Origin of the sequence: Aestuariivirga sp., from assembly GCF_046093005.1 — a bacterium.
Taxonomy (GTDB): Bacteria; Pseudomonadota; Alphaproteobacteria; order Rhizobiales; family Aestuariivirgaceae; genus Aestuariivirga.
The window spans coordinates 16643-30307 of record NZ_JBJTER010000094.1 but is presented as its reverse complement, the minus strand read 5'-3'; the positions used below and the strand labels follow the sequence as shown (position 1 = coordinate 30307).

The following is a 13665-nucleotide window of genomic DNA, read 5'->3' as shown; positions in this document are numbered from 1 at the left end:
TTCCGCTGCCACAGGCCAGCGCCGATGCCATAGAAGCCCGCGAACAGTCCCGCGACCAGCAGCGCCGTGCCCCAGCCTTGCATCGCACCTTCGAAGGGGAGAAACCGGATCAGCCCGATGACGCCGGCCTTGGAGGTGGCCCCGCTCAGCGCCGCCGCCGCCAACAGCGGGCCCGCCGCATAGCTGAGCGGCATCCAGGCGTGCAGCGGCACAAGGCCGATCTTCAGCCCGAAACCGAGGATCAGAAGGGCGATCACCACATCCCGGAACGGCGAGGCGGCGAGTGCCGCGACGCCATCGGCGATCAGCAGGCTGTGGCCTGGAGCCGCCACCGCCAGCAGCACGAAAGCCGCCAGCAGCAGCGCCTCGCCAAGCAGCGCGGCGGCAAGCGTCAGCCTGCCGGCGCGGCGCTCCGCGGCGCCGCCATTCCAGACGAGCAGCCCATAAGCGGGAAGACTCGCGGCGGCATACAGCAGATAGAAACTTGCAAGGTCGGCGGCGGCGAACACGCCAAGGCTGCCGATCAGCGTCAGCAGCCACCACATGGCGAAGGGCGCGGCTCGCGGCTTGTCCTTCAGCCAGATGCTGGCGCAGGCCCCGGCCGCGCACCAGAGCAGCGCCGAAGCGCCGAGCAGCATGGCGCCCGCCTCATCGAGCCCGAAGCGCCAGCCGCCGGGAAGGCGCAAGGCCCAGGCTACCTCGCCGCGGCTCGCCAGCGCCAGCAGCAGGCCGGGCAGCGGGGCCAGCGCCAGCAGCCTGACAACGAGCGCCTGCAATGGCTTCACCGCCAGCATCAGCAGCAGGACGAGCGGCCCACCGAGCGTGAGCATCAGCAGCAGACTCATGGCGCCCTCCCGATTTCAAGGATCGGCGCGGGCTCCAGCGGCAGGAGGCCAAGTACGACAGCCACCAGCGCGAGGCCGAGCGCCACCATCTGCTGCGTGTGGCTCACGGGTTTGACAGTGACGCCTGGCGGCGCATCCGCCATCATCTGGCCGAGCACGCGGAAGACATAGGCGCCGGCCAGCACCCCGCCCGCCACGATCACCGTGGCCCACAGCCAGTGGCCCTGGCCGAGCGCCGCCATGAGGAGCAACCATTTGGCGCTGAAGCCGCCGCTCGGCGGGATGCCCATCAACGACAGTCCGCTCACCGCAAAACACAGTGTGACAAGCGGCAGGCCTTTACCGAGGCCCGCGAGACGGGAGATCCGGTCATGGCCCAGCGCCTCCACCACCAGGCCGGCGGCCATGAACATCGCCGCCTTGGCGAAGGCATGCGCCACGATCTGCATCCAGCCGCCCGTCCAGGCGGTCGTGGCGAGCCCAGCCTCACCCGGCGCGGCTGGCGCCAGCGTGAAGACGAAGAACATGTAGCCAATCTGCGCCACCGTCGAATAAGCCACCAGCAGCTTGAGCCGCTGCTGGCGCAGCGCCGCGATCGAGCCCAAAATCACCGCCGCTGCGCCGAGCGCGGCGAGCAGCTGCATGGCGGCGGGCTCACGGATGGCGGGCAGCGCGTCGAACCACAGCCGCATCAGCAGGAACAGGCTGCCCTTCACAACCAGTGCCGAGAGCACCGCGCTTCCCGCCGCCGGCGCTCCGGCATGGGCGGGCGGCAGCCAGAGATGGAACGGAAACAGCGCCGTCTTGGCGAGAAGCCCCGCCGTGGCCAGCCCCGCGGCGAGCAGCGTAATCCCATCCGGCTGGACGCTGGCCGCCAGCATGGCGATGTCGAGCGTGCCATAAGCGCCGTAGATCAGCACGATACCCAGAAGATAGAGCATCGAGCCGAATACCGCGAACAGCAGATAGCGCAGCGCGGCCCGCAGCGTCTCGGCGCTGCCCTTGAGGCTGACGATGGGAATCGCCGCGAAGGTGACGAGTTCCAGCCCGACATAGAGATTGAACAGGTCGGAACTTGTGAACAGCAGGTTGAGCGCCGCGCCGATAGCCAGCAGCGAGGCCAGGAACACCAGCGAACTCCGCCGCTCCACGCCATCGGGCCGCGGACCATAGTCGCGCCAGGCATAAAGCGCCGCGGCCGCTGCGATGATAGCCGCGGTCAGCATCATGACGGCGGAGATGCCATCGGCCCGGAGCGCGATGCCGAGCGGCGGCGCGAAGCCGCCCACCACATAGGCCAGCGGCTGGCCGGTTGCCCAAACGAGGCCGAGCACGCGGAGCGCGATGATGATCTGCGCCGTGAGCGCGAGTGCCGTGGCGCGCGGGCCCCAGCGCCCGCCCAGCATGAACAGCGCCACGATGGCCACCGCCGGCAGCACGATGGCGAGCACCAGAAGATAACCGCCCGGCGTGGCCCCGGCCGTGGCGATGGCCTGGAGCGGCATCACGGCTCCTCATCCTCCTGGCGCGGCTCTTGTTCGTCGAGCGCCGCGCTGCCGGCTTCCGCCTGAAGGCGCAGCAGCAGCGCGATGGCGATGGCGGTGGCCGAAAAGGCAACGACGATCGCCGTGATGATCAGCGCCTGCGGCACCGGATCGCCGCCAAGCCCCGCCGCCGCGCCACGCCGGGCGATGACGCCGAACAACAGGAAAATGCCCGAGCCCAAAAGATTGAGCGCCAGAAGCTTGCGCAGCGGATGCGGGCTCGCCAGCAGGCCGTAGACGCCAAGCCCGGTCAGCATGGAGCCCGCCACCCAGCTGATGTCGGCAATGCTCATGGCGCGCCGGGCCTTGCCGGCGGCCCGGCGACGAGAAGGCTGAGGATCACCGCGATCGACAGGGTGAGGGCCAGTTCCATCACCACGATCAGCGGCTTGGCGAAGCCCTCGGGATAGGCGAGGAACAGGCCGGGATTGAGGAAGCCGGCAAGGCCGATGACCAGAAACACCACGGGCCCGGTTGCGACGGCGGCGCGCAGCCACATGGAACTCACCGCCGGAAAGCGCGTCAGGCCCGCCAGCACGAGCAAGATCCACATGGCCGCCAGAACTGTTCCGCCCTGAAAGGCGCCGCCCGGAACATCAGCGCCCGCCCATGTCATGTAGATGCCGTAGGTGATGCCGGCCGGCGGTAGGGTGCGGGCCAGCAGCGGCAGTACGCCGCCCGGCTGCGCCAGAGGCTTGAGAGCGGGAGCGCCGCCCCAATCCTCATCCCGCGCCAGCGACCACACACCCAGCAGGGCGAGCAGCAGAACTACCTTCTCCAACAACGTATCGAAGGCGCGGAACACGAACAGCACACCCGCCACCGGGTTGCCGAGCCCGGTCTCCGGCAGGGCCTGCATCGCTTGGCCCGCAAGGGAAACCGGTTCCGCGGGCAACAGCAACACAAGCGCGCCGAGTGCCGTGGCCACGCCCACGGAAAGCACGGCGGCCGCCAGCCGGCTGGAGAGCGCCGGCATGCGGCAGGCTTCGGGATCGGCGGCGAACTTGCCCGCCGCGGCGATCAGCAACATGCCGGTGACGCCGCTGCCGATCGCGGCCTCGGTCAGCGCCACGTCGATGGCGCCGAGCCTGACCCAGGCCAGTGACAGCAGCAGGCCATAGGCGATGAACATGATGACCGCGGTCATCGTCTCGCGCACCAGGATGCTCCAGGCGCCGGCCGCCAGCACCAGGGCGACGAGCAGGATATTGAAGATGAGTTCCGTCACGGCGGATCGCTGTCGCGCACGGCGCGCCCGATGATCTGGGTGACGATCGCGGCGGACAGCTGCACCAGCAGCCAGGCCGCAACCAGCTTCAGCGCCAGCCACGCGCCACCCTGCGGAACCAGCCCCGCGACGATCAGCCCAAGCCCCAGATTGTCCACCTTGGTCAGCGCATGAAGCCGGCTCAGCCGGTCCGGGAAGCGGATCAGCCCCACGGTTCCGGCCATGAACAGCAAGGCGCCCGCGATGATCATCACCGTGGTGAAACCATCAACCATCATGGCCGCTGCCCCAGTTCACGAAGCCCACCGATGCGAACACCGCCAGGATGGCGAGCATCAGCGCCACATCGGCGATCGCCGGCAGTTGCATCGCCGCCGACAGCAGCAGCAGCACCGCGACACCGCCAGACCCGATGATCTGCGCCGCCATCAGCCGGTCCGCCGAACCCGATCCGCGCAGGATGCGCAACAGCCCAAGCGCGATCATCACCAGGATGAAGGCCGCGGTTCCGAAATACAGGGCGCTCATGAGGCCGCCTCGCGCGCGAAGGCGGCGCGGAGCTTCTCCTCCTCGGCGCCAAGCTGTGCCGCGACCGGCTGGGTCGTATCAAGGCAGTGAACGGCGATGGCGTCGGCGCCGTCATCGCCCAGTGGCAGCGTGCCGGGCAGCAGGCTGGCGAAGGTGGTGAAGGCCTGGCGCCGCGTGCCTTGCCGGAACGCCGTGCGGTAGCGGATGGTGCCGGGCTTGAGCGGCAGGGAGGGCGTCAGCGCCATCAGCGCCACCGTGGTTCCCGCCAACGCGCTCTGCCACAGAAATTGCGCGAACAGGCGCGGTATCTTTGCAAGCCTGAAGGAAAGCGCTCCCGGCCCCAGAAGCTTGAGGCTCACCCAGCTGGCGCAGGCGGCGGCGGCCGCACCCGCCGCCAGGTCCTTCGTGCCGGTGCCGGCCAGCACCACCCAGAACAGCATGTAGCCCGCCCAGCGCAGCACGAACGGCCCCAACGCAAAGCCGAGCTGAGCCGGGGGCGCCGCCATTGGCGCTGCTACTCCGCCGCCTGTGCTGGTTCTCCGTCCGGCGCGCGGCCCTTCGCACCTTCGCGCCATCCGAACCATGCGACGTAGAGCGTCGGCAGGAAGATGAGGGTGAGGATGGTGGCCACCAGCAGCCCGCCCATGATGGCGAAGGCCATCGGCCCCCAGAACACCGTCCAGGCGATGGGGATCATGCCGAGCACGGTGGAGATGGCGGTTAGGATGATCGGCCGGAAGCGGGCGGCGCTGGCGTCGATCGCCGCCTGCACCACGTCCTTGCCCTGGGCGCGCTCGGCGTCGATCTGGCCAAGCAGGATCACCGCGTTCTTGGTGATCATGCCAAGCAGCGCCAGGATGCCGAGAATGGCGACGAAGCCGAGGGGCCGGCCCGAGAGCAGCAGCGCGCCCACCACGCCGATCAGCCCCAGCGGACCCACGCTCAGCACGATGAACAGCCGCTGGAACCCCTGAAGCTGGAACATCAGGACGGTGAGCATGATGAAGATCATCACCGGCACCACCGCCAGCACCGAGGCCTGCGACTTGGCGCTTTCCTCCACCGTGCCGCCCACGGTGATGGCATAGCCCGCGGGCAGCGCCGCGGAGAGCGCGGCGATTGGCTTCTCCAGCGCGCTCACCACCTGTTCTGGCAGGATGCCGGGCCGGATATCGGATTGCACGGTGAGGTTCGGCACCCGGTCACGCCGCCAGATCAGCGGATATTCCTGCTCATAGTCGAAGCGGGCGAACTGGGAGAGCGGCACGGTGCGTCCGCTGGGCAGCGGAACCTGCAGCGTGCGCAGCCCGTCGATCGACACCCGCTGGTCGTCGATGCCGCGCGCCACAACATTGATGAGATAGATATCGTCCCTGATCTGCGTCACCGGAACGCCGGATACGACCGTCTGCAGGATCTGCGCCAGCGACTGCGAACTCAGGCCCAGCCTGCGCGCCTCGTCCTGGTTGATCTGGATGCGCAGCTGGCGGGCTGGGCCGATCCAGTCAAAGTTGACATTCTTGGTGTCCTGGTTGGCGGACATCACCGCCGCCAGCTTCAGCGCGATCTCGCGCACCTCCGAAATATTGGGGCCGCTGACGCGGTATTGCACGGGCCAGCCGACCGGCGGGCCAAGCTCCAGCGGATAGACACGGCTCACCGCATTGGGGAAGTTCTCGGCCAGCGCCGCCTCCAGCTTCACCTGCAGCCGCTCGCGCGCCGCCACGTCCCTGGCCACCACCACCGCCTGGGTGAAGAAGTTGTTGGGCAACTGCACGTTCAGCGGCAGGTAGAAGCGGATGGCGCCGCGGCCCACATTGGTGCTCCACCGCGCGACGTCCGGATCCTCCCTGAGCAGGGCGTCGAAACGCGCGGCCGCCGCCTCGCTGGCGTAGATCGAGGCGTTCTGCGGCAAGCTGATATCGACGAGCAGTTCCGGCCGGTCCGAGGAGGGAAAGAACTGCCGCGGGATCAGCGGCATCGCCAAGAGCGCGGCCACGAACATCCCGATGGTGACGGCAATCGTCAGGTATTTGAACCTGATGGCCTGCGACAGGAGGGCGCGATAGCTGCGATAGACGATGCCGGGGCCGCCGCTGCTGGCCTTGGGCGGCTTCAGGATGGCGATGCCGAGCAAGGGCGCGAACACCACCGCCACGAACCATGACACGACAAGCGCGATGCTGACCACCGCGAACAGCGAGAAGGTGTATTCGCCGGCCGAGCTCGCGGCAAAGCCCACCGGCACGAAGCCCGCCATGGTCACGAAGGTGCCGGCCAGCATGGCATAGGCATAGGTGCGGTAGGCGAAGGTTGCGGCCGCCACCTTGTCGTCGCCTTGTCCCAGCCGGTTGAGCATGGCATCCGTCGTGGTCATCGCGTCGTCGACCAGCAGCGCCAGCGCGATGATGAGCGCGCCCAGCGAAATGCGCTGCATGTCGATTCCCATGAGATCCATCACGACGAAGACGATCGCCAGGGTGAGCGGGATCGCCATGGCGATCACCAGGCCCGGCCTGACGCCAAGGCTGATGAAGCTAACCGCCAGGATGATGCCCACCGCCTGCCAGAGCGACGACATGAATTCGGAGATCGCGGTTTCAACCGTCACCGCCTGGTCGGCCACCAGAATGGGCTCGATGCCCAGCGGCAGTTCCGCCTTGGCGGCATCGACGGCCGCGGTCACGTTCTTGCCCAGCGCCAGAATGTCGCCGCCTTCGCGCATGGCGATGGCAAGCCCGATGGCCGGCGTGCCGTTGACGCGGAACATGGGCTGCGGCGGGTCGGCATAGCCGCGCCGCACGGTGGCAATGTCGGCCAGGCGCAGCACGCGGCCGCCGACCGCGAAATTCACCTCGCGGATGTCCTGCTCGCTCTCGAATGAGCCTGAAACCCTGAGCGAGATGGTTTCGTCGCCGGTCTCGATGCGGCCAGCCGGCCGCACCGCGGTCTGGGCCTGGAGGGCCGCCAGCAGCGCCGTCCGGTCGATGCCCAGCTGGGCCAGTTCCGGCATCGAGAACTCGACGAAGATCTGTTCGTCCTGCACGCCGAGCAGTTCGATCTTGGAGACATCGGGAACCCCCAACAGCTTCGAGCGCAGGGCTTCCACATGGTCGCGCAGCTCGCGGTGGCTGAAGCCGTCGGCGGTGACGCCATAGATAATGCCGAACGTATCGCCGAAATCGTCATTGAAGCCCGGGCCCACCACGCCCGCCGGCAAGGTGTGGCGCATGTCGTCCACGCTTTTCCGCACATGATACCAGGTGTCGGCCACTTGCTGGGCGTTGGTCTTGCCGTCGAGGGTGACGAAGATCGTCGAAACGCCGGCCCTGGTGAAGCTGCGCAGGAAGTCGAGGTGCGGGGTTTCCTGTAGCGTCCGTTCCAGGCGCTCGGTCACCTGCTTCATGGTTTCTTCCACGGTGGCGCCGGGCCAGGCCGCCTGCACCACCATGGTCTTGATGATGAAGCTCGGGTCTTCGCTGCGCCCAAGGCGGTAATAGGAGGCGAGGCCTGCGAACACCGCGATGATCATCAGGTAGATGGTGATCGAGCGGTGCTTCAGCGCCCATTCGGAAAGATTGAAACCGCTCATGGCTGGCTTCCGGGCAGCCTGACCTTTTGTCCGGGAACGAGCGCCTGGACGCCGGCGGTGACCACGATGTCGCCCTTTTCAAGCCCGCCTGATACGGCGATGAAGTCCTCGCCATGGCGCTTGATCTCGACCGGGCGCAGCGACACGGTAAGCGCCGCGGGGTCCACCACCCACACGGCGGGCTGCTGGTTACTGCGCGTCAGCGCGCTTGCCGGAATTTCGATGACCGGCTCTTCCGTGGTCTGCATGCTGCCGTTCACCGTGGAGCCAAGCCGCATCGCCTCGGGTGGATTTTCGAGCGTCACCTTGACCTTGAAGGTGCGCGTCACGGGGTCGGCCTGCGGCGAAACTTCGCGAACATGGCCTTTCACGGTCACCGAAGGATCATCGGCCAGCGCCACCGTAATCTCCGGGTCAGCTGGCGCCGAACGGATGACCTGGGCCGGCACGTCGAACACCGCGTCGCGGCCGTCCTGCCGGGCTACACGGACGATCATCTGCCCGGCCTGCACCACCTCGCCGGCGGCGGGGCCCACGTCGGTGATGACGCCGTCCTGGTCGGCGCGGAGTTCGGTGAAGCCCAGCAGGTCTTCGGCGGCGTTGAGCCGGGCGCGCGCCGCCTCGACCTGCGAGGCCGCCGTCTTCATGCCCTTCTCGGCGAGTTCGAAATTGGCGCGCGTCGCCCAGCCCTGCTCGAACAGCGTGCGCTGGCGCTCATAATGGCCGCGCGCCTGGTTGTACTGCGCCTCGGCGGCGGACAGCGCCGCGGAATCGGCGATCAGCTGGTTTTCTTCGTTCTGCGGTTCGAGGCGGGCAACAAGGTCGCCGCTCGCCACCCGGGCGCCCAGGACGCCATTGTTTTCGAGCAGCCGTCCGGAGATGCGGAACGCCAGCGGCACCTCGTCCTCGGCTTCGATCCGGCCCGTGAGGGTTATGGCGCCGGCCGCATCGCGCTGCTCGATCACCACGCTGCGCACCTGGCGGGGCTCAGGAGGCGGCGCTTCGGCTTGCTGCTCGCAGGCGCCGAGCACCACAGCAAGCGCAACTGCCGAGAGTGCGCCGCGGCCTCTGCAAGACAGGATCATAACGTCACCTCACAGAGTATTCTTTCGCAATCGGCTTACGGCGGGGCCAGAGTGCTTGCAAGTTCATTCTCTCGTTCTCCGGCGGCGGGGCAAAGACGCCTGACCGGTACAAAAAGTTGCATATCATGCGCGGGGGCAATCACAAATTTCGTGTGCGAACCGCCGCTGCCTGATAGCGCGCGAAACGGCCGGACTTGCTGCCGCTGGCTCATTGTATGGAAGTGGAATCGGTGACAAGACTTCGGTGATGATCGATACCGGCCATGGCGGCGCTGGGAGGAAACATGAAGACGTCAACCACGGGGTATGGCCTGTCGTGCTTTCTGGCGCTGTGGGCGACAGCGGCGATCGCCCAGGAACAACAGAAGGGCGATTTCGATTACGATGGGCTCGTGGAGGAACTGCCGATCGAATCGGACGTCTTCGACCCGCCGCTGACCTTCAAGCTCTTCTCTGGCGGCGAGATGCGGTTTTACGGTCAGTTCAACCCAACCTACCAGGGCTTCAACGATGGCGAGGAATTCACCAGCGGCATCGTCGATAACGGCAACTGGAACTCCCGCGTCGGCTTTGTGCTCACCCAGCCGGCTGATGGCATCCTGCTCCGGGCCCGCTTCGAGACGGCGCTGGGCTTTCGTAACAGCGCCATGGTCTCGCAGGACTACACGCCGGAGTGGATCAACTGGGATCCGGTCTGGCTGCGCTGGTTCGAAGTGGCCGGAGATGGCCGTTACGGCACGCTGTCGCTCGGACAGGGCAGCTCAGCCTCGGACGGCACGGCGGGACTGGACGATTCCTTCACCTTCGTTGCCGGCGCGACCGATTCCAGTGACGGCTTCGGCTCGTTCCGCTTCCGCGGCAGCGGCGGCGAGCTGACCAGCGTCACCGTTGGCGCGGTGAACAACAGTTTCGACGGCGCCCGGCGGTTTCGCGCCCGCTATGACACGCCGGTCTTTGGCGGCGTGATGCTGTCAACCTCCTACGGGAAGAACATTCTCGTCCAGGAGGACGACAGGCATTATTATGACGTGGCCGCGCGCTGGACCGGCGAGATCGGCGATTTCGCGATCAGGGCGGCTGCCAGCTACCAGTGGCTGGACAATCCCGGCGGCGAGGATACGCGGCGGGTGGCGGGCTCGGGAACCGTGGTGCACGGGCCGACCGGGCTCAATCTTGCCGTCTCGCTCGGCCAGCAGATCGATGGCGCAAGCTATGTCTGGGGCCGGGCCGGCTGGCGCAAGGATGTCTTCGAGATTGGCGATACGGCGCTCTCCGTCGACTATTACAGCGGCTATGATTTTCTCTCTGACGGCGCCCGGACGGTGAATTACGGCATCTACGGCGTGCAGAGCCTCGATGCCGCCTCGCTCGATCTCTATGGCGGCATCCGCAAGTTCACCTACCAGGATGATCTTGGTACGGATTATCAGGACGCCTATGGCGTCCTGACCGGCATGCGTTTCTATTTCTGAGAGTGCTGCGGAAGGTCAATCCTTCAGCGTCGCCGCCGCGACCGCGATCTTGCAGCCCGTCACATATTCGTCGAGTTCGACATATTCCTTGACGGTGTGAACCTCGCGCTGGCCGGCGCCGATGGTGACGGTGGGGATGCCGTGCTTGTCGAGCCAGTTGGCATCAAGCCCGCCCGGCGAGAATACCAGGTTCGGCTTGAGGCCCAGCGTTTCCAGCGCCTTCACCGCGCGCGTCACGACGGGCGCGTCATCGGCAAGATGGAACGGCGGATAGGCCTTGACATGGGTGAACTTCACCTCGGCCACCGCGCCATCGGTTGCTTTCACCGCCTGCTTCGCCTCCTCGAAAGCGCGGGCATAGGCTTCGGCGATTTCGGCGGCGAAAGTCAGTTCAGGGCTCCGCGCCTCGCCGCGCATCCAGGCATAGTCGGTCACGACGTTGGTGGCATCGCCCGCCGCCTTGCCGTTCTTGCCGCCAAAGATGCCGACATTCGACGTGCCCTTGCCATTGGGCTTCTCGATCTTGCCGAACCAGCCGTCGCGCCTGGCGTTAGCGAGCCCCAGCGCGCCCACCAGCGTGGCCGAGATGCCCTGGTCCGGCGCGAGGCCCGCATGCGAGGCGCGGCCCTTGATTTCGACTTCCCAGTTCTCCTGGCCGACCGCGCCGGTGATCAGATCGGCCGGCTTCTGGCTGTCGACATTGATGCACATGGTGGCGCCGCCCAAATCCTTCGGGTTGAGCTCGCGCGCGCCGTGCAAGCCGCTCTCTTCGCGCACGGTGAACAGCAGCGTGATTTTCGGATGTGGCAGCTTGTGCTTGATCAGCGTTTCGGCGAGGCTCACCAGCACGCCGCAGCCGGTGCGGTTGTCGCCGCCGAGCGCGGTCGTGCCATCGGAGACGACGCGGCGGCCCTCCACCCTGGGCTTGGCGCCGCGGCACATCGGCACGGTGTCGAGATGGGTGGAGAACAGGAGATGCGGGCCTTCCGCCGTTCCCGGCAGATCGACGATCAGGTTGCCGGTCTGGGTCGGCACGGGAATGCGCGTGTTGGCGTCGTCAATGCGGATGGCGCTCTTTGGCACGCCCACCTTGACCAGTTCGTCGATCACCGCCTCGGCGATGGCCTTCTCTTCACCGGTGACGCCGTCGATGGCGAGAAAGCGCAGAAGATGGGCTTCGGCGGACTTGGCATCCAGAAGATCGGCGGGAGAAGACATGCGTATCACTCCGTTGTTGACGAATGGATGGATATCAGAACCGCCACACCAGCGGTACCCAGAATACAGCGACGGCGAAGTATAGCAGCATCATCACGCTGCCAAGCTTCCAGTAGTCGCTGAAACGGTAGCCGCCCGGCCCCATGACGATCAGGTTGGTGGCCGTGGCCACCGGCGTCAGGAAGGCCGCCGACGCGCCGACATTGAGCGACATCAGCACCGGCTTGGCCGAGACGCCGAGTTCGCCCGCCGCGGTGATTGCAATCGGTATCATGATCATCGTCGTGGCGGTGTTGGAAATGACCTGGCCGAGGAGCGCGGTCAGCACGAACAGGCCCGCCACCAGCATGGTGGGGCTCGAGCCGCCGACGGCGGCGACCAGCAGATCGGCGAGCTGGGTGGCCGCGCCGGAGCGATACATGGCGGTGGAGAGCGGGATCATCGAGGCGACCAGAATGACGGTATTCCAGTCGATGGCCCGGTAGGCCTGCGGCACGGTAATGATGCCGGCGGCGATCACCGCCATCGCGGCAAGCAGCACGCCGACGGGTGCTGGCAGGATGCCGGTGGCGAGCACCAGCACCATTGCCGCCAGGATCGCCAGCATCGTCGTGGAGCCGGGGCCGAGCGGCACCGCCTGGCGGCGCACCGCATCGGGCGAGTCGACCATCATCACGTCGGGGTCGGCAGCGATGCGCTCCAGCGCCCGCCAGGTGCCCTGGAGCAGCAGGTGATCGCCGGCCTGAAGGGTAACGCCCGGCGCGGTATCGCCGTCGCCGGTGTGGGCGCCGCCGATGTCCTCGCCATTGCGCTGGATCGCCACCACCACCAGCTGGCCGCTCTCGGTGACGGTGCCGGGTGACATCACCGTGCCGATCAGTTTCGAGCGCGGCTTCACCACCACCTCGGCAAGGCCCGACTGCCTGTTGAACAGGATATCGGCGATGCTGCCTTCCGTCTCAGCCACCGCGCCAAGGCGGTTCACCTCGGCATATTGGCGCAAGGCTTCCGGATCGCCGCGCAAAACAAGAACGTCGCCAACCGCGAAGGTCTTGGATGACGTTTCATCCGGCGCCAGCCCGGAGATCGCGATCAGACTCACGCCGGAGGCCTGGTCGAGCGTTTCGCGGGTCTTTCCCAGCAGCGGCGACGCCGCCAGCACGCCATACAACTGAGAGGTGCTTCCCACGGCATATTGCTCTGTGAGCGTGTGCGCATGCTGGCCAAAGTCTTCCGGCAGGTTGGGGGATCTGCGATCCGGCAGCAGGCGGCGTCCGAGCGCCGCCACGATCAGCAGCGTTCCGAGAAGCAGCGGGATTCCGGCCCAGGCGAATTCGAAAAACCCAAATGCGCCATAGCCGGCATTCGCCGCAGCGCTGGACACCAGCACGTTCTTCGATGTGCCGGTCAACGCCAGCATCGACCCGGCGGCGGAAGAAAACGCCAGCGGCATCAGGAATTTCGAGGGCGACTCCTTCATGCGGAGCGCCATCAGCATCACCACCGGCACCAGGGCCGCGACAGCGCCGCTCTGGCTGATCAGCGGGCTGAGCAGCGCCACGATGATCACCGCGAACACCGACAGCTTGACCGGGCTCGCCCCCACCAGGCGCGCCAGCCAGAGGCCGACCCAGGCCGTCACGCCGGCCGCCTCGAGGCCGGCGGCGACCACGAAGAGGCTAACAATGAAGATGATGATAGGATCGCCGAAGCCAGAAAAAATCTGGTCGAGCGGCAAGATTCCCGCAAAAAACAGGGCCAGCGGCACCATCAGCGCCACCAGCATCACCGGCAAGCGGCCCCAGATGAACAGTCCAACGACCGCCGCAACAAGTCCGAAGATGAAAGTTGTATCGTTCAAGTTGGTTTCCGATCCGAGCTGCCAGCCTGCCGTCTCACCTTCCGCATATGCGCCGGTCGCCGGCCACCGGCAACTGCACGCTTCACGCGGGAGTTATGCAATAAAGCCGTGTAGTTGCAGGAGGCAGCGGTGAAGTCATCAGATTGCGGCTGCACCACAAAGATCACGCTTTACTTTTGGCGTTTGGCAGCAATAGTAGGCCCGGTCAATCACTAGGTCAGATGGCTGCCCGGTGTTCGCCGGGCAGATTGCGGAGGTTCCTGCCAGGAGCCGTCAGAACCACGTCAACGCC

Annotated in this window: 12 protein-coding genes; 1 reads left to right on the top strand and 11 read right to left on the bottom strand. The window is 66.6% G+C overall.

Annotated elements, in window-relative coordinates; translation table 11 throughout:
* The 9 genes from ACKOED_RS08375 to ACKOED_RS08335 form a co-directional block, all read right to left on the bottom strand.
* Positions 1-845 (bottom strand): proton-conducting transporter membrane subunit (locus tag ACKOED_RS08375; RefSeq protein WP_408916134.1); only part of this gene is annotated, 845 nt, incomplete at its 3' end.
* Entirely contained in the window at positions 842-2350 is a 1509-nt protein-coding gene (locus ACKOED_RS08370; RefSeq protein WP_408916137.1) for a complex I subunit 5 family protein, read from the bottom strand. The genes ACKOED_RS08370 and ACKOED_RS08375, both read right to left, overlap by 4 nt.
* Positions 2350-2682 carry an NADH-quinone oxidoreductase subunit K gene (locus ACKOED_RS08365; protein WP_408916133.1) on the bottom strand — a complete coding sequence of 111 codons (333 nt, stop codon included), beginning with the start codon at positions 2680-2682 and terminating at the stop codon, positions 2350-2352. Before ACKOED_RS08365 ends, ACKOED_RS08370 begins: the two co-directional genes overlap by 1 nt.
* On the bottom strand, positions 2679-3617 hold the full coding sequence (locus ACKOED_RS08360) for a hydrogenase subunit MbhD domain-containing protein (RefSeq protein WP_408916132.1): 939 nt from the start codon (positions 3615-3617) through the stop codon (positions 2679-2681). The genes ACKOED_RS08365 and ACKOED_RS08360 overlap by 4 nt, the downstream gene beginning before the upstream one ends.
* Complete coding sequence (locus ACKOED_RS08355; protein WP_408916131.1) at positions 3614-3895, bottom strand: cation:proton antiporter; 282 nt, start codon at positions 3893-3895, stop codon at positions 3614-3616. The genes ACKOED_RS08360 and ACKOED_RS08355 overlap by 4 nt, the downstream gene beginning before the upstream one ends.
* On the bottom strand, positions 3885-4145 hold the full coding sequence (locus tag ACKOED_RS08350) for a monovalent cation/H+ antiporter complex subunit F (RefSeq protein ID WP_408916130.1): 261 nt from the start codon (positions 4143-4145) through the stop codon (positions 3885-3887). Before ACKOED_RS08350 ends, ACKOED_RS08355 begins: the two co-directional genes overlap by 11 nt.
* A complete protein-coding gene (locus tag ACKOED_RS08345; protein WP_408916129.1) occupies positions 4142-4651 on the bottom strand; it encodes a Na+/H+ antiporter subunit E in 510 nt (169 codons plus the stop codon). The genes ACKOED_RS08350 and ACKOED_RS08345 overlap by 4 nt, the downstream gene beginning before the upstream one ends.
* Before the next feature lie 8 nt (positions 4652-4659).
* Positions 4660-7737, bottom strand: coding sequence for an efflux RND transporter permease subunit (locus tag ACKOED_RS08340; RefSeq protein ID WP_408916128.1), 3078 nt, complete (start codon positions 7735-7737; stop codon positions 4660-4662).
* Positions 7734-8822: an efflux RND transporter periplasmic adaptor subunit gene (locus tag ACKOED_RS08335; RefSeq protein ID WP_408916127.1), complete on the bottom strand. Its 1089-nt coding sequence runs from the start codon at positions 8820-8822 to the stop codon at positions 7734-7736. The genes ACKOED_RS08340 and ACKOED_RS08335 overlap by 4 nt, the downstream gene beginning before the upstream one ends.
* Positions 8823-9106: 284 nt before the next feature.
* Here ACKOED_RS08335 and ACKOED_RS08330 point away from each other — a divergent pair, with 284 nt between their 5' ends.
* Positions 9107-10294, top strand: coding sequence for a hypothetical protein (locus ACKOED_RS08330; protein WP_408916126.1), 1188 nt, complete (start codon positions 9107-9109; stop codon positions 10292-10294).
* A gap of 15 nt (positions 10295-10309) precedes the next feature.
* On the opposite strand, the gene ACKOED_RS08325 is transcribed toward ACKOED_RS08330, so the two are convergent.
* On the bottom strand, positions 10310-11512 hold the full coding sequence (locus ACKOED_RS08325) for a M20/M25/M40 family metallo-hydrolase (protein ID WP_408916125.1): 1203 nt from the start codon (positions 11510-11512) through the stop codon (positions 10310-10312).
* 34 nt (positions 11513-11546) lie between these two features.
* Positions 11547-13373, bottom strand: a complete 1827-nt coding sequence (locus ACKOED_RS08320; RefSeq protein ID WP_408916124.1) for an SLC13 family permease — start codon at positions 13371-13373, stop codon at positions 11547-11549.
* Positions 13374-13665 lie beyond the last annotated feature (292 nt).

Bases quoted from the DNA above. Each gene is read 5' to 3' on its own strand.
- ACKOED_RS08370 (WP_408916137.1), bottom strand. From the start codon at position 2,350: ATGCCGCTCCAGGCCATCGCCACGGCCGGGGCCACGCCGGGCGGTTAT.
- ACKOED_RS08365 (WP_408916133.1), bottom strand. From the start codon at position 2,682: ATGAGCATTGCCGACATCAGCTGGGTGGCGGGCTCCATGCTGACCGGG.
- ACKOED_RS08355 (WP_408916131.1), bottom strand. From the start codon at position 3,895: ATGATGGTTGATGGTTTCACCACGGTGATGATCATCGCGGGCGCCTTG.
- ACKOED_RS08350 (WP_408916130.1), bottom strand. From the start codon at position 4,145: ATGAGCGCCCTGTATTTCGGAACCGCGGCCTTCATCCTGGTGATGATC.
- ACKOED_RS08345 (WP_408916129.1), bottom strand. From the start codon at position 4,651: ATGGCGGCGCCCCCGGCTCAGCTCGGCTTTGCGTTGGGGCCGTTCGTG.
- ACKOED_RS08340 (WP_408916128.1), bottom strand. From the start codon at position 7,737: ATGAGCGGTTTCAATCTTTCCGAATGGGCGCTGAAGCACCGCTCGATC.
- ACKOED_RS08335 (WP_408916127.1), bottom strand. From the start codon at position 8,822: ATGATCCTGTCTTGCAGAGGCCGCGGCGCACTCTCGGCAGTTGCGCTT.
- ACKOED_RS08330 (WP_408916126.1), top strand. From the start codon at position 9,107: ATGAAGACGTCAACCACGGGGTATGGCCTGTCGTGCTTTCTGGCGCTG.
- ACKOED_RS08325 (WP_408916125.1), bottom strand. From the start codon at position 11,512: ATGTCTTCTCCCGCCGATCTTCTGGATGCCAAGTCCGCCGAAGCCCAT.